Annotated in this window: 20 protein-coding genes, 1 tRNA gene and 1 other RNA gene; 9 read left to right on the forward strand and 13 right to left on the reverse strand. The window is 67.2% G+C overall.

Features of this window, described 5'->3' with window-relative positions:
* Positions 1-22 precede the first annotated feature (22 nt).
* Together B1991_RS10015 and B1991_RS10020 are read left to right on the forward strand one after the other, a co-directional pair.
* Positions 23-2,818 carry a serine/threonine-protein kinase gene (locus tag B1991_RS10015; protein ID WP_136258587.1) on the forward strand — a complete coding sequence of 932 codons (2,796 nt, stop codon included), beginning with the start codon at positions 23-25 and terminating at the stop codon, positions 2,816-2,818.
* 155 nt (positions 2,819-2,973) lie between these two features.
* Positions 2,974-4,410 (forward strand): cytochrome c peroxidase, encoded by a 1,437-nt coding sequence (locus tag B1991_RS10020; protein WP_136258588.1) that lies wholly within the window; start codon positions 2,974-2,976, stop codon positions 4,408-4,410.
* Positions 4,411-4,425: 15 nt separating this feature from the next.
* Here the strand turns inward: B1991_RS10020 and B1991_RS10025 are convergent, their stop codons facing one another.
* Complete coding sequence (locus tag B1991_RS10025) at positions 4,426-5,394, reverse strand: alpha/beta hydrolase (RefSeq protein ID WP_136258589.1); 969 nt, start codon at positions 5,392-5,394, stop codon at positions 4,426-4,428.
* Positions 5,395-5,615: 221 nt separating this feature from the next.
* Positions 5,616-5,970: a transfer-messenger RNA gene (ssrA, locus tag B1991_RS10030) on the reverse strand.
* Between the two features lie 268 nt (positions 5,971-6,238).
* Between ssrA and B1991_RS10035 the strand changes: the two genes are divergently transcribed.
* Complete coding sequence (locus tag B1991_RS10035) at positions 6,239-6,562, forward strand: c-type cytochrome (protein WP_136258590.1); 324 nt, start codon at positions 6,239-6,241, stop codon at positions 6,560-6,562.
* Between the two features lie 18 nt (positions 6,563-6,580).
* Positions 6,581-6,934 carry a c-type cytochrome gene (locus B1991_RS10040; RefSeq protein ID WP_136258591.1) on the forward strand — a complete coding sequence of 118 codons (354 nt, stop codon included), beginning with the start codon at positions 6,581-6,583 and terminating at the stop codon, positions 6,932-6,934.
* Between the two features lie 73 nt (positions 6,935-7,007).
* Here B1991_RS10040 and B1991_RS10045 read toward each other — a convergent pair whose 3' ends face one another.
* Positions 7,008-7,616, reverse strand: a complete 609-nt coding sequence (locus tag B1991_RS10045) for an NfuA family Fe-S biogenesis protein (RefSeq protein ID WP_136258592.1) — start codon at positions 7,614-7,616, stop codon at positions 7,008-7,010.
* A gap of 169 nt (positions 7,617-7,785) precedes the next feature.
* Between B1991_RS10045 and B1991_RS10050 the strand changes: the two genes are divergently transcribed.
* On the forward strand, positions 7,786-8,127 hold the full coding sequence (locus B1991_RS10050; RefSeq protein WP_136258593.1) for a 4a-hydroxytetrahydrobiopterin dehydratase: 342 nt from the start codon (positions 7,786-7,788) through the stop codon (positions 8,125-8,127).
* Here B1991_RS10050 and B1991_RS10055 read toward each other — a convergent pair whose 3' ends face one another.
* Entirely contained in the window at positions 8,128-9,126 is a 999-nt protein-coding gene (locus B1991_RS10055; RefSeq protein WP_168709619.1) for an RluA family pseudouridine synthase, read from the reverse strand.
* Positions 9,127-9,463: 337 nt separating this feature from the next.
* Between B1991_RS10055 and B1991_RS10060 the strand changes: the two genes are divergently transcribed.
* Positions 9,464-12,700, forward strand: a complete 3,237-nt coding sequence (locus tag B1991_RS10060; protein ID WP_136258594.1) for an Rne/Rng family ribonuclease — start codon at positions 9,464-9,466, stop codon at positions 12,698-12,700.
* A gap of 100 nt (positions 12,701-12,800) precedes the next feature.
* Here the strand turns inward: B1991_RS10060 and B1991_RS10065 are convergent, their stop codons facing one another.
* From B1991_RS10065 to tpiA, 5 genes are all read right to left on the reverse strand, one after another.
* Positions 12,801-13,454 carry a response regulator gene (locus tag B1991_RS10065; protein ID WP_136258595.1) on the reverse strand — a complete coding sequence of 218 codons (654 nt, stop codon included), beginning with the start codon at positions 13,452-13,454 and terminating at the stop codon, positions 12,801-12,803.
* A 132-nt stretch (positions 13,455-13,586) separates the two neighbouring features.
* Positions 13,587-13,814 carry a hypothetical protein gene (locus B1991_RS10070; RefSeq protein WP_136258596.1) on the reverse strand — a complete coding sequence of 76 codons (228 nt, stop codon included), beginning with the start codon at positions 13,812-13,814 and terminating at the stop codon, positions 13,587-13,589.
* A gap of 238 nt (positions 13,815-14,052) precedes the next feature.
* A tRNA-Leu gene (locus B1991_RS10075) sits at positions 14,053-14,137 on the reverse strand.
* 12 nt (positions 14,138-14,149) lie between these two features.
* The gene (gene secG / locus B1991_RS10080) at positions 14,150-14,614 is read right to left on the reverse strand and encodes a preprotein translocase subunit SecG (protein WP_136258597.1); all 465 of its coding nucleotides are present in this window, start codon (positions 14,612-14,614) and stop codon (positions 14,150-14,152) included.
* A 23-nt stretch (positions 14,615-14,637) separates the two neighbouring features.
* Positions 14,638-15,405: a triose-phosphate isomerase gene (tpiA, locus tag B1991_RS10085; protein ID WP_136258598.1), complete on the reverse strand. Its 768-nt coding sequence runs from the start codon at positions 15,403-15,405 to the stop codon at positions 14,638-14,640.
* 97 nt (positions 15,406-15,502) lie between these two features.
* On the opposite strand from tpiA, the gene B1991_RS10090 reads away from it, so the two are divergent.
* The 3 genes from B1991_RS10090 to B1991_RS10100 all read left to right on the forward strand — a co-directional run bounded on the left by B1991_RS10090 (position 15,503) and on the right by B1991_RS10100 (position 17,498).
* Entirely contained in the window at positions 15,503-16,315 is an 813-nt protein-coding gene (locus B1991_RS10090) for an SDR family NAD(P)-dependent oxidoreductase (RefSeq protein WP_136258599.1), read from the forward strand.
* Between the two features lies 1 nt (position 16,316).
* Positions 16,317-16,988, forward strand: coding sequence for a DUF6445 family protein (locus tag B1991_RS10095; RefSeq protein WP_136258600.1), 672 nt, complete (start codon positions 16,317-16,319; stop codon positions 16,986-16,988).
* 96 nt (positions 16,989-17,084) lie between these two features.
* Positions 17,085-17,498, forward strand: a complete 414-nt coding sequence (locus B1991_RS10100) for a hypothetical protein (protein WP_136258601.1) — start codon at positions 17,085-17,087, stop codon at positions 17,496-17,498.
* Positions 17,499-17,549: 51 nt separating this feature from the next.
* Here the strand turns inward: B1991_RS10100 and B1991_RS10105 are convergent, their stop codons facing one another.
* The 4 genes from B1991_RS10105 to orn all read right to left on the reverse strand — a co-directional run bounded on the left by B1991_RS10105 (position 17,550) and on the right by orn (position 21,488).
* The gene (locus tag B1991_RS10105) at positions 17,550-18,485 is read right to left on the reverse strand and encodes an isopenicillin N synthase family dioxygenase (RefSeq protein WP_136258602.1); all 936 of its coding nucleotides are present in this window, start codon (positions 18,483-18,485) and stop codon (positions 17,550-17,552) included.
* A gap of 100 nt (positions 18,486-18,585) precedes the next feature.
* Positions 18,586-19,938, reverse strand: a complete 1,353-nt coding sequence (gene glmM / locus B1991_RS10110) for a phosphoglucosamine mutase (protein ID WP_136258603.1) — start codon at positions 19,936-19,938, stop codon at positions 18,586-18,588.
* A gap of 43 nt (positions 19,939-19,981) precedes the next feature.
* Positions 19,982-20,896 carry a dihydropteroate synthase gene (gene folP, locus B1991_RS10115; protein ID WP_136258604.1) on the reverse strand — a complete coding sequence of 305 codons (915 nt, stop codon included), beginning with the start codon at positions 20,894-20,896 and terminating at the stop codon, positions 19,982-19,984.
* 28 nt (positions 20,897-20,924) lie between these two features.
* Positions 20,925-21,488 carry an oligoribonuclease gene (gene orn, locus B1991_RS10120; protein ID WP_136258605.1) on the reverse strand — a complete coding sequence of 188 codons (564 nt, stop codon included), beginning with the start codon at positions 21,486-21,488 and terminating at the stop codon, positions 20,925-20,927.
* Positions 21,489-21,532: the final 44 nt, after the last annotated feature.

The raw sequence follows: 21,532 nt of genomic DNA on the forward strand, positions 1-21,532 counted from the left end.
TCACCCGGCAGGGGCGCTTTACATGGACTCCACACCGACATTGCGCGAGTTGTTCGAAACGGCGCTGCAGTTGAGCGGCGCCGCGCGCGTGGACTGGCTCGCCGCGCACTGCCTCGACCCGCACCAGCGCGAGGAGATCGAACGCATGCTCAGCGCCGACAGCGCCGACGACGGCTGGCTGCCCGGCGACGCCGTCGACGCGGCGCGCGCGATCGGCGAGACCGGTGTCGCTGCGGCGATGCCGCCGGGCAGCCGGATCAACGCCTTCGAACTGATCGAGGTGCTCGGCGAAGGCGGCTCCTCCACCGTGTTCCGCGCCGCGCGCCAGGAGGCTGGCGTGCGCCAGGAAGTCGCCCTCAAACTGCTGGCCCGCGGCCTGTACACGCCCTCCGCGCGCGACCAGTTCCGGCGCGAGCGCGAGGCGCTGGCGCGCTTGCGTCATCCGGGCATCGCACGGCTGATCGAGGGCGGCATCACCGAACAGGGACTGGCCTACATCGTGCTGGAACTGGTCGACGGCGTGCCGATCACCGACTACGCGCGCGATTGCCGCCTGCCGCTGCGCCCCCGCCTGCTGCTGTTCCTGAAGGTATGCCGCGCCGTGGCCGCGGCGCATCGCGCGTTGATCGTGCATCGCGATCTGAAGCCTTCCAACGTGCTGGTCACCACCGACGGCGAGGTGAAGCTGCTCGATTTCGGCATCGCCAAGCTGCTCGACGACCGCACCGACGACGCCACCCGCACCCAGCACCGCGCGCTCACGCCAGCCTACGCCGCGCCGGAGCAGTTCTCCCGTGAACCGGTGACCACGGCCACCGATGTGTATGCGCTCGGCGTCCTGCTCGACGAACTGCTGGTGGGGCGGCGACGCTCGGCCGGCGAGACCGGTCCGCCATCCGCACGTCTGGGCACGATCGCGCACGGCAGCAACACGTCCACTGCCCGGGCGTGGCGGCGCCGGCTGCGTGGCGACCTCGACAACATCGTGCTCAAGGCCACCGCCATCGATGCGGATCGCCGCTACGCCTCGGCCGGTACGCTGGCGGACGACATCGAACGCCACCTCGACCAGCAGCCGGTGCTGGCGCATCCGCCCTCGCGCTGGTATCGAGCGGGCAAGTTCATCGACCGGCACCGCGGCGGCGTGGCGATCACGGCAATGCTGGTGCTGGCCGTGCTCGTTTCCCTGTCCACCGCGCTGTGGCAGGCGCACGTCGCACGCCGGCAAGCCACCCGCGCCACCATGATGCGGGACTTCGTCGAGGACCTGTTCGCACCAATCCAGTACGGAGTCACCGCCGCGAAGCAGCCCAGCCTCGGCGAACTGCTGGCCCGCGGCGTGGTGAAGCTCGACCACTCGCCGCAACTGGACGCCGCCAGTCACGTGGACTTGCTGGCGATGTTCTCGCGCCTGTACGAAAACCTCGGCGCCCCCGCGCAGTCGCGCAGGCTGGCAGACCGGGCCGTTGCCCTGTCCGCGCGCACGCTGGCGCCCACCGACATCGAGGCGATACGCGCGCTCACCGCACGCGGTTACGCCGAGGTGCGCATGGAGGATTTTGCAGCTGGCGGTGCCGACCTGCGCCTGGCCCGCCAGCGCATGCGCACGCAAGATATCCATGGCGACGACCTGATCCACCTGCTCGGCCCGCTGGCCGCGGTCGAAAACAGCGAAGGGCACGGCGACGCCGCGCTGCTACTTTCCCGCGAAGCCCTGGCCGAGCGGATCGCCGCCTGGGGGCCGGGCGATGCCCGCATCGGCATCGGCTACAACGACGTCGCGTCCGCGCTGGAAGGCCTGGCGCGCTACGACGAGGCGATCCCGATGTGGCGCAAGACCCTGCAGTTCGAACTCGCGCATTTCGGTCCGTCCAGCAACGAATCAACGCTGGCGCTGGCCGGCCTGGCCTCGTCCGAATATCGCGCCGGCGAATGGACGCAGGCGCACCGGCATTTCACGCAGGCACTTGCCATCTACGCAAGCCATGGCGGCCAGCCGCAACTCACCCAGGTGTACGCGGCGCAGAAGGCCTGCGTGCTGGAGGGATTGCGCGCCGATCGTGCCGCTGCGCAGGAGCGTTGCCGCCAGGCGCAGGCGTGGTCGGCGGGCGGCTTCGGGGAAGCCAGTGCGCTGCATGGCGATTCGCTCGAAGCCACCGCGTTCGGCCTGGAGGAAGCCGGCGACCTGGCCGGCGCGCGCCAGTTGTTCGCCGCCGCGCGCCAACGCTACGGCGACAACCCGGCCAATCGCATGCGGATCGGCCGCGTCGACAGCGAACTGGCCGGCATCGACTTGCTGGAAGGCCATCCCGAACAGGCCCGCGCGTTGCTGCCCGCGGCGATCGCCGGTCTGCGCACGCGTTCCTGGCCGATGCCTCCGCTGATCGCCGAGACGCGGTTGCTGCTCGCCTGCACCTTGGCTCCGGGCGCGGAATGTCCCGATGATCTCCAGGCCAGCGTCGATCGCGACCTGGCCACCGCCGCTTCGCGCCATGATCCGCAGCTGCTGTGGGCGCATACGCTTCGCGCCCGGGTCGCCATGCTGCGTGGCAAACCGGAGCTGGCCAGGACCGAGCTGGCCACCGCAATCGCCAACGCCGCCCGCGAACTGCCGCCGGCCCATCCACGCCAGCTCGCCGCGCAACTGTGGCTCGCCGTTGCAACGGCGCGCACGGGCGATTGCGCCGCGGCATCGGTCAGGGCACGAGCGGCCAGCACGGTCATCGAAGCGAACCGGCTTGCCGCCCATCCCAGGTTCGCCGGCCCGCAGGCAATGCTGCGTCAATCCATCGCCTCTTGCGTCGCCTTGCCGAACTGACGGGAAACCCGTCGTCCCCTCGGCAACCTGCGGTCCACTTGGTTTGCGCGCCTGGCCTGGCGCATGTCGCAATTCCCGCCGCCTCGGTGTTCTGCGCAGTGTCCACTCGCGCAAGGGGCGCGCGTGCGCACGACCAACCAGGGAGGTTGACCCTCATGTTTCACCATCACGCGATTCACGCGGGCGCGCGGCTGGCTGCCGTGGCCGCACTCCTGCTGCTGGCGTTTGCCGGCCCGGCCTCGGCCCATGGCGACCGCCCGCCGCCGGCTGCAGCAGACAGCGCCGTCACTGCCAATCCGTCCGGCTGGCTGCAGACCAGCACGCCCAGCGGCCGCATCGACACCGGCAATCCGTTCTTCGCCAGCCTCGGCAGCAACGGACGCTCGTGCGACTCCTGCCACCGCCAGGCCGAGGGCTGGACCATCTCCGCCGCCGAGGTACGCGAGCGCTTCCGGCAGAGCAACGGCACCGACCCGATCTTCGCCCTGGTCGACGGCGCGGTCTCCCCGCTGGCGGATGTTTCCAGCGTCTACGCGCGGCGCATCGCCTACGCCATGCTGCTCAAGCGCGGCGTGTTGCGCATCGGCATGCCGATGCCGGCGCACGCCGAGTTCAAACTCACTGCCGTGGACGATCCCTATGGCTACGCCAGCGCGCGCGAGTTGTCGCTGTTCCGTCGCCCGCTGCCGGCCACCAATCTGATCTGGGACACCGCAGTGATGTGGGACGGACGCGAGACCTTCGCGCCGTTCAAGCCACCGATGGATGCCGGCATCGACATCGGCGACATCGACGCCAGTCTGGCCTCGCAAGCGCGCGATGCGATCCTCGGTCACGAGCAGGCGGGCAAGGTGCCGGATGCCTCCGTCATCGACCGGATCGTCGAGTTCGAATCGCACCTGTTCACCGCGCAAATGGTCGACCGGCAGGCCGGACAGCTCAACGAGGATGGCGGCATGGGCGGAGCCAGCATTCTTGCCCAGCAGCGCTTCTGGGTCGGCATCAACGACACGCTCGACAACGATCCCACCGGCGAGCCGTTCGACCCGCGCGCCATGCGGTTGTTCGACAGCTGGAACGATCCGCGCGCGTCACTGAGCCGCGACCCGCGTGATCGCGCACGCGCCGCAATCGCCCGCGGCGAGCAGTTGTTCAACCACATGCCGATCGACATCAGCGGCGTGGCCGGTCTCAACGACGTCACCGGCGTGCCGGTCATCCACGGCAGCTGCAGCAGTTGCCACAACGCACCGAACATCGGCAACCACTCGGTGGCGTTGCCGGTCAACATCGGCATTGCCGACGCCAGCCGGCGCACGCCGGATCTGCCGCTGTACACGCTGACCCGCTACAGCACCGGCGAGGTGGTGCGCACCACCGACCCCGGCCTGGCGATGCTCACCGGCAAGTGGGCCGACATCGGCAAGTTCAAGGGACCGATCCTGCGCGGCCTGGCCGCCCGCGCGCCGTACTTCCACAACGGCGCGGCAGCGACCTTGATGGACGTGGTCGACTTCTACGACAGCCGCTTCGACATCGGCATGAGCGCCCGGCAGAAAAGCGATCTGGTGGCGTTCCTGTCGGCGTTGTGAAAGCCGTCCGGCAACTCAGCGGCTCGACCTCCCGGGCGGCGTCGCGCCGAGCCGCCGTGCGACGGCAGGGCCGAGGCTGCTCATGAAGCGCTCGACGGCATCGGTGTAATCCGAAGGCGAGCCGAGTTCGGCGTTGATCTGGCCATGCGTGAGGTCCTCCTCCAGCACGCGGGCCTCTCCACCGAACGCCTTCGCCTTGCGCGCGAAATCATGCGCGCGCGGACAGGATTTCCGCCGCTGGCTGGAACACACCGCCAGGAACGGCGCCATGCGGCCACGCATCTGCTGATACGGCGATGCCGCCAGCCAGTCGGCGGGCTGCGAACCGAAGGCATCGTCGTACAGGCGCGGATGCCGGCCCTGCATGATCTGCACGACATCCAGCGCGGCACTGTCCAGCGAGACCGTGCCCAGCCATGGTTGTGCGCCCTGCTCGCGTGCCAGCGCCGGCTCGGCACTCAGCAGGGCCACCAGATGCGCACCGGCCGAATGACCCATCAGGATGAACGCGCGAGGGTCGGCACCCCAGCTCGGCGCCTTGCGCTGCGCCAGTGCCAGCGCGCGCGCCACATCCTGCGCCTGCTGCAGCGGCGGCGCATCCGGCAGCAACCGGTAGTTCGTCGAAATGACCACGAAGCCGCGTGGCAACCAGCGGTCGATCTTGTTCTGGACCACGCCACGCGCCGCCTTGTCGCCACGCCGCCAACCGCCGCCGTGCACCATGAAGATCACCGGTGCGGCGCTGGCGTGCGCCGGCAGATACACGTCAAGGCGCTGGAGCGGGTCGCTGCCGTAAGCCACGCCCTGTACCAGCCGCGCGCCGGGCGGCAAGTTCACCGGGCCGCGCGACTCGTGCTGCGCCGCTGCGCCATGCCGCTGCAACAGCCGCTCGCGCAATGCACCGGACTGTGCCGACACCGCCAATGGCAGCAGCAGGCCGATCCATGCGAGCGACTGGAACGCCAGACGAAGCTTGCGAATCATCCTCCACTCCTGAAGGCACGAAGCCAGAACTCCGGCGCGCCACGCCGACGCACGTTGCCCGCCTTCAACGGATCGCGAGTACCGGCGTTGACTCGCCGCGTGCGTCAGCGCCCTTCCATCCGCGAGCGCCTCGCGCCGCGCCGCTCCCGCCAAGCGTGCATGGGCCGGTGCACGGACAACAAAAACCCATCAGGCGAATCACTCGCCTGATGGGCTTGCATTGGTGGAGGTGGCGGGAGTCGAACCCGCGTCCGAAGGCGTTCAATGCCCGGATCTACATGCTTAGCTCACCGTTCGATCTCGTTTCGCGACAAGCACGGTAGGCAAAGCGCACCGCGAAACCAGCCTGATTGATCTTGCCTACGACCGCCAGGCGACAGTCTTCGGCGATCTCATGATAATGACCCTACACCGACGAGCATGAGCACAAGTGGGTTCGGGGCTTACGCCTTAAGCGGCGAGAGCGTAGTTGTCGTCGTTGGCAACTATGAGTTTGCTGCTGGATTAACGAGGAAAGCTGCCCCCTCGGCATGCACCAAGTCATCTCACTACCCCCGTCGAAGCCAGAACACCCCCGGGGAAAATGGTGACTCGCCCGAAGTATATGGGGCCGTCACCAGCAACCGCAATCGCGGCTGGCACCATTCGGGCCATCCGTTCATGTCGGGCCGCGCGGCCTCGACGGGAACGAATCGGCAAGCGCCATGTGAGGGGGCGATTTCGAAGCGCCAGCCTCGCTCCGGTGGCGGGCGCGATTCGGCGGAGTGTTGTTCAGGTGCGCAGGCAACGTCTATACTTGCGCGGTTGCATCACCCAAGTCGCCGTACCAGTGGGAATGAACTCGATGACTCGATTGCACATGCTTGGCCTCGTTGCGGCCACGGCTCTCTTCGCTGCAACCAGCGCTCACGCCGAAGGCGACAAGGCCGCCGGCCGCAAGCTGGTGTACACCTGCGCCGGTTGCCATGGCGTGCCCAGCTACACCAATGCCTATCCGCAATATCCGGTGCCGAAGATCGCCGGCCAGAACGAGCAGTACATCGTCAACGCGCTGCATGGCTACCAGAGTGGCGACCGCAAGCATCCGACCATGGATGCGCAGGCGGAGAGCCTGTCCGACACGGACATCCAGGACATCGCCGCCTATCTTTCCAGCCTCGCCAAGTAATCGCCAAGGATCTTCCGCATGAACCGTGTGCTTACCCTGATCTCCTTCGGCGCCGTGCTGGCATTCGCTTCCACTGCAGCGCTCGCCAACGGCAATGCTGCCAACGGCAAGACGAAGGCCGCCACCTGTTTCGCCTGCCACGGCACGGACGGCAACTCGGTCGATCCGCAATACCCGCGGCTGGCCGGCCAGTACAACCTGTACTTGCAGCAGGTCCTGCACGAGTACAAGAGCGGCCAGCGCGACAATCCGATCATGAAGGGCATGGTGGCCACGCTCTCCGATCAGGACATCGAAGACGTCTCGGCCTACTTCTCCAGCCTGCCCGGCAAGCTGGATACGCTGAAAGGTCATATCGGCGGCGACAACTGAAGTTCGCCGACCTGGCAACAAGAGGCCCGCCATGCGGGCCTTTTTGTTGACTGCGGGACAGGCGAACCCGGACTCAGGCCATCGCCGACTTGCCCTCGTGCCGGCTGTAATACGGCTTCTCGCCGCCGGAATGATCGGTGGCGTCGCGCACCGCGGTGACTTCGGGCACCTGTTCGCGCAAGGTCTTTTCCACACCTTGCTTCAAGGTGACATCGACCATGCCGCAGCCGTGGCAGCCGCCGCCGAACTGCAGCACCACCGCGCCATCGGCATCGACTTCCAGCAAGGTCACCCGCCCGCCATGCGACGCCAGCCGGGGATTGATCTCCGCGTCGATCACGTAGCGCACGCGCTCGATCACGCCGGCAGCCACCCCCGGTACATGGCCCTTGATCTTCGGCGCGCGGATGTTGAGCTGGCCGCCGGTGGCGTTGGGCTCGAAGTCGATGCTGGCCTGGTCCAGCCAGCTGGCGCTGTCGCCGTCGACGTGGAACTCGAAACCGGCGCACTCGATCGTCCATTCGCCGCCCGCCAGGTCGGCAGGCTCGCAGAACTCCAGTTCGCAATTGGCCGCCGGCGTGCCCGGCTCCGTGACGCGCAGACGGATGCCCAACCCTTCGATGCCTTGCTGGTCAAGCAGGCGCAGGAAGTGCTGCTGCGCCCGTGGGGAAATGTCGATCATGCCTGGCTCCGCTGTTCATGGACCGGGGGCGGCAAGCCCTCACCGGTGAATCAGCACCATTTTAGTCCAGTTTCGAGTGCAATGGCTGGAATCCCGACGTGCTTTGACATTTCGCCTGCCAGCTTCGACCCTTCCCTTCTCACTTCTCAAACCTGCACGGAGCCTTGTGATGAACGCCACCGCCTTGTCGAACCAGCACTGCCAACCGCGCAAGGGCAAGCAACAGGCGCTCGCGGCCGAGGAAGCCGCCAAGCTCCTGCGCGCGCTGCCGGGCTGGCAACTGCGCGAGGACGGCAACGCCATCGTCAAGGATTTCAAGTTCGAGGATTTCCACCGCACCCTGGGCTTCATCAATGCCGTGGGCTTCATGGCCAATCACGAGGATCACCACCCGGACATCGAAGCAGGCTACGGCCATTGCCAGCTGTTGTGGTCGACCCACGACGTGGGTGGGCTGTCGATGAACGACTTCATCTGCGCCGCGCGGGTCGAGGCGCTGCTGGCGCGCTGATCAAAAGTCGGTACGCGACTTCTCGCGGGTATAGACCAGCCGCTTGCCCTTGACGGCCAGCGTGTCGAGGAAATCCTTCAGGTCCGCCGGCAACGGCGCCGAGAAACTGTAGGCGCGCCCGTCGAGGTCGAAGCTCAGGTGGGCCGCATGCAGGAACATCCGGTGCAACCCCATCTCGCGGTAGCGCTTGTTCATCTCGCGATCGCCGTACTTGGGGTCGCCAGCCAACGGATGGCCGATGTGCGCCGCATGCACGCGAATCTGGTGGGTACGGCCGGTTCCCAGGGTGGCCTGCATCAGGCGCGCGCTGGGGTACTGCTCCATTTCGCGGAAGAAGGTCAGCGACGGCTTGCCGCTCTCGGCCACCCGCACCATGCGCTCGCCGCCTTGCATGATCGACTTCAGCAGCGGCGCATTGACGTCGAACCTGGCCTTGGCCGGGTGCCCCAGCATCAGGCAGAGATACTGCTTGGTCACCTCGCCCGCCCGGATCGCCGCTTGCAGCCCGGTCAGACCCGCCCGGGTACGGGCAAACACCAGCACCCCGCTGGTATCGCGGTCGAGCCGGTGCACCAGCTCCAGGTGTTCCTGTGGACGCGCCGCGCGCAGCAGCTCGATCGCCCCATGGCTGACCCCGCTGCCACCGTGGCTGGCCACGCCGGCCGGCTTGTCGATGACCAGGAAATGCTTGTCCTCGAAGATGACGGCCTCGGCCACCTCGGCCACTTGCCCCTCGCCCGGCCCCCGACCCTCCACCTTGTCGGCCATTCGCACCGGCGGGATGCGCAGCGTATCACCGTCCACGAGACGCGTATCGGGTTTGGCCCGTTTCCCGTTCACGCGCACCTGGCCCGTACGCAACAGTCGATAAATCATGCTCTTGGGTACGCCCTTGAGCAGGGTCACCAAGGCGTTGTCGATGCGCTGCCCGTCGCGCTCCGGGCCAATCTCGACTTGACGTACACCGTGAGGTGCGTCCCGGGAAGTTGCCGTCTGCATTGAAAAAAACCTGCTTAGATAGGATACTCGCCGGGCGCTGGTTTCCATCCGTCTGTTGCCTGGATCGGGTGGAGTGCCCGCCCGTGACGTCGGCGAGGATTGCGCCTTCTGCCATCTGGTGGTCGGTCGCGGCTCCCTTTCATCGTAACGGTTTGGGCTGGTGTTTGTCCGTTGCCATCCGGCATCGCGACAGCAGGCGCAGCTGACCGAATCATCCCCGACACCGGCAACGGTGCCGTTTTTTTGCCGCTTAACCGTTGCGGCGCGATTCCCGGCAGGCCGCCATTCCAGGCGCCACCGTGGCTCGCGACGCGCGGCCAAGCCGAGGACTACCACCATGAAACGCATGTTGATCAACGCGACTCAGCGTGAAGAGTTGCGCGTGGCCATTGTCGATGGCCAGACCCTGTACGACCTGGACATCGAAATCCCTTCGCGGGAACAGAAAAAATCCAATATTTACAAGGGTCGAATCACACGAGTTGAGGCTTCACTCGAGGCCTGTTTCGTCGAGTACGGTGCCGAGCGCCACGGCTTCCTGCCGCTGAAGGAAATTTCCCGCGAGTACTTCACGCCGGGCCTCGACCATCACAAGTCGAGCATCCGCGAGCTGGTCAAGGAAGGCCAGGAAGTGGTCGTGCAGGTGGAAAAGGAGGAGCGCGGCAACAAGGGTGCCGCGCTGACCACCTTCATCAGCCTGGCCGGCCGCTACATGGTGCTGATGCCGAACAACCCGAAGGCCGGCGGCGTGTCGCGCCGGATCGAGGGCGAGGACCGGCAGGCGCTGAAGGAGGCACTGGACCACGTCACCGTGCCGGATGACGTCGGCCTGATCGTGCGCACCGCCGGCCTGGGCCGCGACGCCGAAGAACTGCAGTGGGACCTGGACTACCTGCTGACCCTGTGGAAGTCGATCTCCGAGGCGGCCGGCAAGCAGAAGGCACCGTTCCTGATCTACCAGGAATCGAAGCTGTTCATCCGCGCCCTGCGCGATTACCTGCGCAGCGACATCGGCGAGATCCTGATCGACGACGAGCCGCTCTACAACGACGCGCGCGAGTTCATGCAGCAGGTGATGCCGAACGCGCTGCGCAAGCTCAAGCTGTACCAGGACGACACCCCGCTGTTCACCCGCTACCAGATCGAGACCCAGATCGAGAGCGCGTTCGACCGCCAGGTGCGGCTGCCGTCGGGCGGCTCGATCGTGATCGACCAGACCGAGGCGCTGACTGCCATCGACGTCAACTCGTCGAAGGCCACCAAGGGCAGCGACATCGAGGAAACCGCGTTCAACACCAACTGCGAGGCCGCGGTGGAAGTGGCGCGCCAGGCACGCATCCGCGATGCCGGCGGCCTGATCGTGATCGACTTCATCGACATGGACAGCCCGCGCCATCAGCGTGAGGTGGAAGACCGCCTGAAGGAGGCGTTGAAGCTCGACCGCGCCCGCGTGCAGGTCGGCCGCATCTCGCGTTTCGGCCTGCTCGAGATGTCGCGCCAGCGACTGCGCCCCAGCCTCGGCGAAGCGACCCAGATCACCTGCCCCCGCTGCGACGGCCACGGCCATATCCGCAGCGTGGAATCGCTGTCGCTGTCCACCCTGCGCCTCATCGAAGAACACGCGATGAAGGACAACACCGGCCAGGTGCTGGTGCAGGCTCCTTCCAGCGTGGTCAATTTCCTGCTCAATGAAAAGCGTGCCAGCGTGGTCGAGATCGAACTGCGCCACAAGGTGCACGTGATGATCGTCGCCGACGAGAAGCTGCAGACTCCGCACATCGATATCCAGCGCATCCGCGAAGCGGACATGGGCGAGCACAGCAAGCCCAGCTACGAAATGCTCACCGCCTTGCCCATCACGGAACTGCCGAAGATGGGCCAGGCCCTGGGCAGCGGCGAACAGCCCGCCGTGAGCGGCATCGTGCCGGGCAGCCCCGCGCCCGTGCGCGAGGAAGTAACGCCGCCCGTGGCGGCCAGGCAGCCGGCACCCCGCCGCCAGGCCCCCGCTCCGCGTGCCGAAGCCGCCGCTCCGGCGGGCGGCCTGCTGACGCGCCTGTTCGGCTGGTTCCGCAACGCCGAAGCCGCTGCCCCGGCGCCCGTCGCCGCTTCAGGCAGCAGCACCGGCCAGCGCAGCCGTCGCGAAGAGCAAGGCTCGCGCAGCAGCACGCGCGGCACGAATGGTGCGCAGGGATCCTCGGCCCGCCAGCCACGCCGCGATTCGACCTCGTCGCCGCAGAGCCAGAAGTCCGGCGCCCAGCAGCAAGCGCGCAGCAACCGCCAACGCAGCAACGAGGCGGCCTCGCGCCCGTCCGGTCAACCGCAAAACCAGTCGGCGCGAGCCGAACGGCCGGCGAAACCCGCACCGGCCAGCGAGTTGGCCGCGTCGCGCCCCGAGCGCTCGCCGCAGCAGCCACGTCCGGAACGGGCGCCCCGCGCCGAGCGGGTCGCCGAACGCGCCCCCGCCGATGCACCGGATGACGCCGCCAAGGCGGCAGCCTTGCTGGCCGCTGGCGCGGTCGAGGCAGTTCCGACCGTACCAGGCGAGCATGCAGCTGACGCGGCAGCCGAGGGTGATGGCGGTACATCGCGCCGCCGCCGCGGCCGTCGCGGTGGTCGTCGTCGTCGCCGTCATGACGACGCGGCCACGGCCACCGGTTCGCTGGATCCGACGCAGGCCGAAGCGCTGGACGACGAAGATCGCGACGATCCCGGCAAGGCACCGGCCTCCGGTCCGGCAACCGCGGATGCCATCGCGCCAGCTGCACCACGCCAGGCGGCGACGCCGGATGCGCAGACCAGCGTGCCGAAGGAACAGCCTCGTCCGGCGCCAGTGCCGGCCGAAGCCCATCGCGCAGCCTCCGCTGCATCAACGCCCGTGACGAGCCCGGAAACGCAGGCGACCGACGGGATCCTCTCGACAGCGGGCATCGTTCCTTCCGACAAACCCGCAGCCAGGCCGGCCACCGCCAGCTTCGTCCTGCCGACGCTGCCGCCGATCCCGGATCAGGCCACGCCAGCGGCCGACGCCGAAGCGGCGCCGGCCCAGGCTACCCTGCCCGCCGCGGCACCGGCGCACGCAGGCGATGCCCAGGTCCGTGTCGAGCCCTCCCAGCCTCGCCATGCGGACCGTGAGGCGGCCCATGCCATGCCACTCCACTCCGACGCCAGGATCGCCCAGCCGGAATCCTCCACCTTGCCCACCTCCCCGCAGCCGGCAGAACCGCCAGTACGGGTGACCGTCACTCCCGCACCCGTTCCGACCACGGCGGCAACTCCGGCAGCCGTCCAGCCTGCGACCGCGCCGGCCACCCCCACGCCACCCGTCCGGCCGGTGACTTCCGTCGTGACGCCGGCCGCCACCTCCAGCGAAAGCACTCCCGTTGCGGTCTCCGCACCGGCGGCCACTCCGGCCAGCGGCGCTACGGAGCCGGTGGTCGCGCCGTCGCCCAAGCAGGGCGATCTGCTGGCCTCCTCCGGTGCCGCGACGCCTCACCCGCAGGCAAGCGAAACCGACAAACCGCAGGTGGAGCCCCTCCCGGCGAATGGCCATTCGAGCGGCGAATCGCACGGTTGATCTTCAGCTTCCTCGAAGCACGAAAAAACCGGACGCGAGTCCGGTTTTTTTGTTTTGTGCCCGGAAACCGGTATCGGCGACGTGCCGAACCGGATCCCGTTCAATTGCCGACGTGATGGCTGGGCGTGTCGATCAGACCATGCACCGTCATCAGATGCGCCAGGCTGAGTACGTGATCCACCTGCAGCTTCTCCATCAGGCGCTGCTTGTAGGTCGACACGGTCTTCGGACTCAGGTTGAGTTGCTCGCCAATGATCGTCAGCGGCTTGCCGCGCACCAGCATCATCGCCACCTCCAGCTCCCGACTGGAAAGCGCATCGAACGGCGAGACGCTGCCATCGAGCGTGGCCAGTGCAAGTTGCTGGGCGACCGCCGGAGCCAGGTAGCGCCGCCCACCGGCCACCTGCCGTACCGCCGCCACCAGCTCGTCCGCGCTGCACCCCTTGGTCAGGTAGCCGAGCGCGCCCGCATCGAGCAGGCGCTTGGGAAAGCGGGCATCGTCGACCACGGTCACGATGACGATATGGGTGGACAACTTGGAGCGGTTCACCCGTTCGGTGAGCTCGATCCCACTCATCCCGGGCATGTGCACGTCGACCAGGGCGATGTCCGGCGACAGGCTGCGAATCAGACGCAACCCTTCTTCCGCGCTGCCCGCCTCGCCGCTGACCTCGATGTCCGGCTGCTGTTTCAGGATCATCCGGAAGCCGGTACGCACCAGCTCATGATCGTCCACCAGGACCACATTGATCACTTGACGCCCTCCTTGGTTGGGCCGTTTGAAATTAGGCCGCCCGTCACCCCTTTGCAAGCGACAGGCAATGATTCTCGCACCGACCCGCACCGGGAACGTGCACCGGTCGTCACGCTCCCACGTTGCGGTGTTTCAGGCTGGCCGCCCGGTATCCGCAGCAGCAAAGCAAGCCAGCACGACATGACTGTGCGTGCCCGTCATTTCGACGCGGATCGACTGGCGCGAACGCCGATGTTCATCACGCGCGACGACCCGCGCCAGTTCGATCGCCTGCTGCAGCGGCAATTGGCTGAACAGTGCCGCATCGCGTCGGTACACACTCCAGCCATACCCGGAGCAGCGCAGCGAAATCGTCAGCATGTAGCTCCCCTCGCACGATGCCGGCTGCCAGCGACCCCCGCCCTGGCTCCACCAGCGCCGGCAGGATGTCATGCCTCCTCGCAGACGATATGTCAGCGCAGCCCTACAGAAACTGTGCGAGAACCCGCCAAACGAACTCCCTGCGCTTACGCGCCGCACCGAACGCACCCACGAAAACGACGAAGCCGCCTTTCGGCGGCTTTATCGCAACCCCGCATCGCATAGCCGGGATCAGGTTTGGTGCCCAAGGGGGGACTCGAACCCCCACGCCTTTCGGCGCTACCACCTCAAGGTAGTGCGTCTACCAGTTCCGCCACCTGGGCAGGTGTGTTGTTTCAGTGCTTCGTTGGCTCCGACGGCTTCGCCGGCGGTACGTCACCCTGGCTTTGGGCCGGGGCCGCGTTCGTGGCGGCAGGAGTCGCAGCCGGAACGGCCTTGTCGGCGGCCGGCGTGGCTGCAGGTACTTCCGAGCCGTTGGTTGCGGCTGACGGTGTCGCTGCAGCCGGCGCAGGTTGTTCCGTCGCCCCGGCCATCACGCCCAGGCCGCCACCAGCGGGCTGGGGCGCACCATTGGCGTGCAGGTAAATGCCCATGCCGAGACTGAGCAGGAAGAACAGTCCAGCCAGCACGCCGGTGGCGCGGGTCAGGAAGGTCGACGAACCCCGTGCGCCGAACACCGTGGCCGACGCGCCGCCGCCGAAACCGGAACCGGCATCCGCGCCTGCACCGTTCTGCAGCAGGATCAGCACGATCATGGCCGCAGCGATCAGGATGTAAAACACGCTGAAAATGACGAACATAGGTTTCTATTCGAGCCTGTGTACTAGCTGCCTTGGGGCGCCTGGTGTGCGGCGGTGCAGATGGCCAGGAAGTCTGCGGCAGTCAACGAGGCGCCGCCGATCAGGCCACCGTCCACGTCCGCCTGCGCGAACAACTCGGCAGCATTCGCTGCCTTGACACTACCGCCGTAAAGCAGTCGGGTCAGACGGGAAAGTGTAGCATCTTCGGTTTCCAGTTGGCTACGAATGAACGCATGCACCTGCTGGGCCTGTTCCGGCGTGGCGGTTAGGCCGGTGCCGATCGCCCAGACCGGCTCGTAGGCGATCACCGCGGTGTCAAAACTGGCGATGCCCGAGGTGTGCAGCACGGCCTGCAGCTGGGCGGCAATCACGCCCTCGGTGGCATCGGCTTCGCGCTGCTGCAGGGTTTCGCCCACGCACAGGATCGGCGTGAGGCCTGCCGCGCGCGCAGCGGCGAACTTGCGCGCCACCAGGTCGTTGTCTTCACGGTGGTACTGCCGGCGCTCCGAATGGCCCACCAGCACCCAGCGCGCGCCGACATCCGCCAGCATCGCGCCGGACACTTCGCCGGTGAAGGCGCCCTGTCCCTCATGCTCGCTCAGGTCCTGAGCACCGATGCCGATGCCACTGTCCCGATGCTGCGCGGCCAGTTCGGCCAGGTAGGGAAAAGGCGGGAACACCGTCACGTCGATCGACGCCGGCTTGGCCGCGGCAAGTTCGCCGACAAGCGAGGCAGCCATCGTGCGACTGCCGTGCATCTTCCAGTTGCCAGCGACCAGTTTCTTGCGCATGGTGTGCTTCCGTAGCCGTCAAAACGGCAAGCTTAGCCAGCCCCCGCGACATCGGCAAACCGGCCTGTCACGCGCGGTTGCACTTCAGGGAACCCCGATGACACCTGCTCGTCCGCTCAGCCTCATCACTGGCGCCTCTTCCGGCATCGGTGCAGCGTTCGCCCGCCATCTTGCCGCACGGGGCCACGACCTGGTGATCACCGCGCGCCGTACCGAGCGCCTGCAGGAGCTGGCGACGGAGTTGCAGGTCGCGCACTCGACCACCGTCACCGTGCTGCCGTGCGACCTCGCCGACCCGGCGGCCGTGGCTGGACTCTGCCACGCCATGGAGCAACGCGCCCTGCAGGTGGACTGGCTGGTCAACAACGCCGGCTACGGCGTGCCCGGCCGGTTCGACGCCAACGACTGGCCGGTACACGCCGATTTCCTGCGCGTGCTGCTCACCGCGCCCACCGAGCTGGCCTGGCGATTGCTCCCCGGCATGCGCCAGCGCGGCTACGGCCGCATCATCAATGTGGCTTCGCTGGCCGGCCATGTTCCGGCACCGGCCGGCCACACCTTGTATGCGGCGAGCAAGGCTTATCTGATCAAGTTCTCGCAGGCGCTGGCATTGGAAAACAGCGCATGCGGGGTCCATGCAAGTGCCCTGTGCCCGGGCTTCACCTGGTCGGAATTTCACGACGTCACCGGCACCCGCGCAAAGATGGACAAGCTGCCCGGCTACATGTGGCTGACCGCCGACAAGGTGGTGCGCCAAGGCATCGCGGCGGTCGAACGTGGCGACGCGGTCTACATCCCGGGCCGGGTCAACCGCTTCATCAAGACGGCGCTGCAACTGATGCCGGATCGACTGGCGTTGCGGCTGTCGGCACGGCAAGGCACGCGCTACCGCGACACGGAAGCCCACTGACATGTCGCTGATGCCCACCCAGATGCGGACGCTCCCCTATCGCAAGCCGCTACAAGGCCGCGATTACTGGGTGGTGGACGACGTCCTGCCGAACGCCGGCGAAGTGCGCGAACGCTGCCTGACCCGCACCGACTGGGAACTCGGCTACCCGCACACCGGTGAAGTCTGGCCCGGCATGCGTGCCATGCCCGCCCTGCTCGATCACGAACTGGCGACACTGGATGCTCGGATCTGCGCGTTGACCGGCGCGTCCCGGGTCTGGGTCGAACAAGGCGAAGCCGGCACCCGGCTCAACCACAATTGCGTGCAGGTGGTCGGTTCGATCGAAGGATCGGTGAAGCCTCACACCGACTCCTCGCACCTGTGTCGTTACGCCGCCGTGCTCTACCTCAACCCGGACGTGCCGGACCACTGCGGCACCAGCTTCTTCCGCCAGCGCATGCCCGGCGGCGAGCTCGGCGGCAACATCGTGCTGCCGCCGCATCGCAACCTGGCCGAGGCCCTGGGCAATCGCTTCGTGCGCCCGGATGCGTTCGTCGAGGACGTGCGCGTGGCGCACCGCTGGAACCGGCTGCTGGTCTACAAGGCCAATCTGATCCACAGCGCCAGCGCCTACTGGGGACTGGAGATGGCGACCAAACGCATGACCGCCGTGTTCTTCTGGATGGCGTAACCAGCCCCGGAATCAGTTGCCGCCGACTGCTTTCGTTCGTCGGTTATGATCCGGCGGCGCATGCCTGCGCACTTACACCACACCGGGGGAATTCTCATGGATCGACTGTTGAAAAGGACGGCACTCGTGTTTCTGGCCACGCTGGCGCTGGTTGCCTGCACCTCGGCGCCGCTGAAGCCCGCCGCGCCGATCGCGGTTCCGGCCGGCGTCAGCCAGGCCCAGGTCAAGACCAGCATCATCAATGCGCTCGAAGGCCGCGGCTGGACGCTGGACAATCTCGCCGACGGCGACATCCTCACCACGCTGCACCTGCGCGAACATACCGCCACCATCCGCATCACCTACGACGCCGCGGCGGTGAATCTCACCTACCTGCGCAGCACCAATCTGAATTACCGCGAGAAGGGCAATCAGCGCAGCATCCACCGCAACTACAACGGCTGGATCGACTATCTGGAACAGGACATCCGCCGCAACCTGCAGAACACCCACGCGCTGGAAAACCGGTAGCAACGGCATCGCGGGGCGCCCGACGGGCGCCCCGAATCCCGAATCCCGGCCCTAGATCAGCTTGATCTCGCGCAGCCGCTGCAGCAGGTATTCGTGCGAGCTGATCGAGGTGTCGTAGCGGCGCGGGTTGTCCGGCGTGATGCACGAATCGAGCGGATCGAGCATCACGTCCGGATTCGGATGCAGGAAGAACGGCACCGAGTAGCGCGGCTTGCGCGCGTTCTCGTTCGGCGGGTTGACCACCCGATGGGTGGTCGACGGATACACGTGGTTGGAGAGGCGCTGCAGCATGTCGCCGATGTTCACCACGATCGCGTCACCTTCGGTGGTGATCGGCAGCCACTCGCCCTCGCGGGTGAGCACTTCCAGCCCCTCCGCGCTGGCGCCTACCAGCAGGGTGATGAAGTTGATGTCCTCGTGCGCACCGGCGCGCACGTTGGGAACGTTCTGCTCGGTGATCGGCGGGTAATGGATCGGCCGCAGGATCGAGTTGCCGATGTCGGTCTTGTCCTCGAAAAAGTTCTCCGGCTGCCTGATGTGCAGCGCCAGTGCGCGCAGCACGCGCGTGCCGAGCTGGTCGAGCGCCTCATACAGGCCGTAGCCATAGCGCTTGAAATCGGGCACCTCGGCCGGCCAGAGGTTCGGCGGCATCACGTCGGCGAATTTCGAATCGCGCGGGATTTCGCGGCCGATGTGCCAGAACTCCTTGAGATCGGCGTACTGACTGTCCTTGGCCGTCTCGACCTTGAACGGCGTGTAGCCACGCGCGCCGCCACTGCCCGGCACGTGGTATTTCATCTTGGTTTCAGTGGGCAGCGCGAAGAAACTCCGGAACACGTCATAGGAGCCGTCGATCAACTCGCGCGCAATGCCGTGGCCGCTGATGCAGCAGAAACCGAATTCGCGGTAGGCAGCACCGATTTCCGCGACGAAGGCGTCACGGTCGCTGTCGTAACGGCGGATATCGAGGGTGGGAACATGCTTCATGGGTGAACGTCCATTGGAGGGTCGTGCGGTCGATTGATCCGCCACCGCAGGGGGCGGGGCACGTCGGGCCAATCCATGGCGACCCGGTACTACCTCAGGTTCACGAGCGTTCGGCGGTGGATTTTACCGTTCCGGCGAGGCGGTCTGCCAGCTGTCGCACTTCGTCCGCGTCGGCGCCCTCGACCGTGACCCGCACCACCGGCTCGGTGCCCGAGGCGCGCAGCACCACCCGGCCGCGCCCCTGCAGGATCCGCTCGACCTCGCCCAGCGCCGCGCGCACCGCGTCGCTCTGCAGGGACTCGCGCGCACCCTCGGCGCGCACGTTGAGCATGACCTGGGGGAATTTCCGCAACCCCTGGCGTGCGGTGGCCAGGTCATGGCCGGCTTGCGCCAGCGCTTCGAGCACGGCCAGTGCCGCGACGATGCCGTCGCCGGTGCTGGCCCGGTCCAGGCACAGGATATGGCCGGAAGTCTCGCCGCCCAGCACACCCTGGTGTTCCTGCAGTTGCTGCATGACGTAGCGGTCGCCGACGTTGGCACGGATGAACGGCACGCCGAGTTCGCCCAGCGCCTGCTGCAGCCCGAAATTGCTCATCAGGGTGCCGACCACCGGGCCGGCCAGCAGACCCTGCGCGCGCAGGTGCCGGGCGAGGATGAACAGGATGTCGTCACCATCGGCGAGTTCGCCACGCCGATCGACCAGGATCACCCGATCGCCGTCGCCATCGAACGCGATGCCCAAATCGGCCGCATGCGCCAGGACGGCCTGCTGCAGGGCCTCCGGATGGGTCGAGCCGACGCCGGCGTTGATGTTGAAGCCATCGGGCTTGTCACCGATGGCCACCACCTCGGCGCCCAGTTCGGCAAATACCTTCGGCGCGACCTGGTAGGTGGCGCCATGCGCGCAGTCGAGCACCAGCTTGATCCCGCGCAGGCTGAAATCCTCGGCCACCGTGGCCTTGCAGAATTCCGCGTAGCGCGCCACCGCATCGGCGATGCGCACGGCCTTGCCCAGGCGCTCGGAGGCGACCGTGGCAAACGCCGCCTCCAGTTCCGCCTCGATCGCCAGCTCCACCGCATCGGAGAGCTTCTCGCCGGCCGCGGAGAAAAACTTGATGCCGTTGTCGTGATGCGGATTGTGCGAGGCACTGATCACGATGCCGGCTTGGGCACGCATGGAGCGGGTCAGGAAGGCCACCGCAGGCGTCGGCATCGGGCCGAGCAGCCCGACGTCGGCGCCGGCCGCCACCAGCCCGGCCTCCAGCGCGGCCTCGAACATGTAGCCGGACACGCGCGTGTCCTTGCCGATCAGGACCATGGGCCGTTCGCTGCCCTCGCGTCCGAGCACGGCACCGACGGCGCGGCCCAGTTGCAGCATGAAATCCGCGCTGATCGGCCACTGCCCGACCAAACCGCGAATGCCGTCGGTCCCGAAATACTTGCGCTCTGTCATCGTGGTTTTCCGAAAAAGGGATGGACGCGTCGAACCGGGCGTTTCAATCGTCGTCGGGCCAGCGCGGCGCAGGCGGACGATCGTCCCGGCGCGGCGCCACGTCGGCCGCCTGCACGGCACGCCACACCGCCAGCGCGTCGACCGTGGGCAGCACATCATGCACACGCACGATACGGGCGCCACGCTGCACCGCGATCAACGCCGCGGCGGCCGAGCCGGCGGCGCGATCGGCCGGCGTGGCGCGGCCGGTCAGGGTGCCGATCATGCGCTTGCGCGAGAGGCCGGCATACACGCCGCTGCCCAGGCTGGCGAAGCGGTCCAGCGCGCACAGCAGCGCAATATTGTGTTCCAGCGTCTTGCCGAAGCCGAAGCCCGGATCGACCAGCACCTTGCGCCGGTCGATGCCCGCCAGCTCGCAGGCGAACAGGCGGTCGGTCAGGAAGCGGTGCACCTCGGCGACGACGTCATCGTAATGGGGGTCGTCCTGCATGCTGCGCGGCTCGCCCAGCATGTGCATCAGGCACACCGGCACGCCCAGTTCGGCGGCCGCCTCCAGCGCGCCATCGCGACGTAGCGCGTACACGTCGTTGATCATGCCCGCGCCCGCGGCCACCGCCGCGCGCATCACCTCGGGCCGCGAGGTGTCGATGGAGATCGGTACGGTGGTGCGCGCGGCCAGTTGCTCGATCACCGGCAGCACGCGACGCAGCTCCTCCTCGATGGAGATCTCGTCGGCGCCGGGGCGGGTGGATTCGCCGCCGACGTCGAGCATGTCCGCGCCCTCCTCGACCATGCGCACGCCATGCGCCACCGCGTCGTCCACGCTGGCATGGATGCCGCCGTCGGAGAACGAGTCCGGGGTGAGGTTGAGGATGCCGACCACGCGCGGGCGATCCAGGGAGAGGGTACGGCCGGCGCAATCCAGGACCGGCGCAAACCATTCGTTCGTCATGCTCATGTCTCCGCGCCGTGCCCTGCCCGCAGGCTCATCCGCTCGTGCCGCCCAGCTCGCCCATGTGGCGCCGGTAATGGCGCAGCTCGGCGATGGAATCGCGGATGTCGGACAGCGCCGTGTGCGCCGCTTCCTTGCCGACACTCTTGGCGATTTCCGGCGCCCATCGCCTGGCCAGCTCCTTCAAGGTGGACACGTCGAGGTTGCGGTAGTGGAAATAGCGCTCCAGCCGCGGCATCTGCCGGTGCATGAAGCGGCGATCCTGGCAGATCGAGTTGCCGCACATCGGCGACTTGCCCGGCGGCACCCATGCACGCAGGAACTCCACCGTGGCCTGCTCGGCCATGGCGTGGTCGGTCTGCGAGTTCAGCACCTGGCGCCACAGGCCGGATTTGTGGTGCTGGTTGATGTTCCAGCTGTCCATGGATTCCAGCCGGTCGATTTCGTGGCGTATCGCGAACACCGGGCCATCGGCCAGCACGTTGAGGTTCTTGTCGGTAACCACCGTGGCGATCTCGAGGATCGAATCGTTGTCGGTGTCGAGGCCGGTCATCTCCAGATCGATCCAGATCAGGTTTTCTTCGTTGGCTTGGCTCATGGAATCTCCTTGTGCGGCCCAGTTTATCAGCCTTGCCCCTCACC

The organism is Rhodanobacter lindaniclasticus, from assembly GCF_004799035.1.
Classification (GTDB): domain Bacteria; phylum Pseudomonadota; class Gammaproteobacteria; order Xanthomonadales; family Rhodanobacteraceae; genus Rhodanobacter; species Rhodanobacter lindaniclasticus.

Bases quoted from the DNA above. Each gene is read 5' to 3' on its own strand.
- B1991_RS10050 (WP_136258593.1), top strand. From the start codon at position 7,786: ATGAACGCCACCGCCTTGTCGAACCAGCACTGCCAACCGCGCAAGGGC.
- tpiA (WP_136258598.1), bottom strand. From the start codon at position 15,405: ATGCGCAAGAAACTGGTCGCTGGCAACTGGAAGATGCACGGCAGTCGC.
- secG (WP_136258597.1), bottom strand. From the start codon at position 14,614: ATGTTCGTCATTTTCAGCGTGTTTTACATCCTGATCGCTGCGGCCATG.
- B1991_RS10060 (WP_136258594.1), top strand. From the start codon at position 9,464: ATGAAACGCATGTTGATCAACGCGACTCAGCGTGAAGAGTTGCGCGTG.
- B1991_RS10025 (WP_136258589.1), bottom strand. From the start codon at position 5,394: ATGATTCGCAAGCTTCGTCTGGCGTTCCAGTCGCTCGCATGGATCGGC.
- B1991_RS10105 (WP_136258602.1), bottom strand. From the start codon at position 18,485: ATGAAGCATGTTCCCACCCTCGATATCCGCCGTTACGACAGCGACCGT.
- B1991_RS10090 (WP_136258599.1), top strand. From the start codon at position 15,503: ATGACACCTGCTCGTCCGCTCAGCCTCATCACTGGCGCCTCTTCCGGC.
- B1991_RS10015 (WP_136258587.1), top strand. From the start codon at position 23: ATGGACTCCACACCGACATTGCGCGAGTTGTTCGAAACGGCGCTGCAG.
- B1991_RS10055 (WP_168709619.1), bottom strand. From the start codon at position 9,126: ATGCAGACGGCAACTTCCCGGGACGCACCTCACGGTGTACGTCAAGTC.
- B1991_RS10035 (WP_136258590.1), top strand. From the start codon at position 6,239: ATGACTCGATTGCACATGCTTGGCCTCGTTGCGGCCACGGCTCTCTTC.
- B1991_RS10045 (WP_136258592.1), bottom strand. From the start codon at position 7,616: ATGATCGACATTTCCCCACGGGCGCAGCAGCACTTCCTGCGCCTGCTT.
- orn (WP_136258605.1), bottom strand. From the start codon at position 21,488: ATGAGCCAAGCCAACGAAGAAAACCTGATCTGGATCGATCTGGAGATG.
- B1991_RS10095 (WP_136258600.1), top strand. From the start codon at position 16,317: ATGTCGCTGATGCCCACCCAGATGCGGACGCTCCCCTATCGCAAGCCG.
- B1991_RS10020 (WP_136258588.1), top strand. From the start codon at position 2,974: ATGTTTCACCATCACGCGATTCACGCGGGCGCGCGGCTGGCTGCCGTG.
- B1991_RS10100 (WP_136258601.1), top strand. From the start codon at position 17,085: ATGGATCGACTGTTGAAAAGGACGGCACTCGTGTTTCTGGCCACGCTG.
- B1991_RS10070 (WP_136258596.1), bottom strand. From the start codon at position 13,814: ATGCTGACGATTTCGCTGCGCTGCTCCGGGTATGGCTGGAGTGTGTAC.
- folP (WP_136258604.1), bottom strand. From the start codon at position 20,896: ATGAGCATGACGAACGAATGGTTTGCGCCGGTCCTGGATTGCGCCGGC.
- B1991_RS10040 (WP_136258591.1), top strand. From the start codon at position 6,581: ATGAACCGTGTGCTTACCCTGATCTCCTTCGGCGCCGTGCTGGCATTC.
- glmM (WP_136258603.1), bottom strand. From the start codon at position 19,938: ATGACAGAGCGCAAGTATTTCGGGACCGACGGCATTCGCGGTTTGGTC.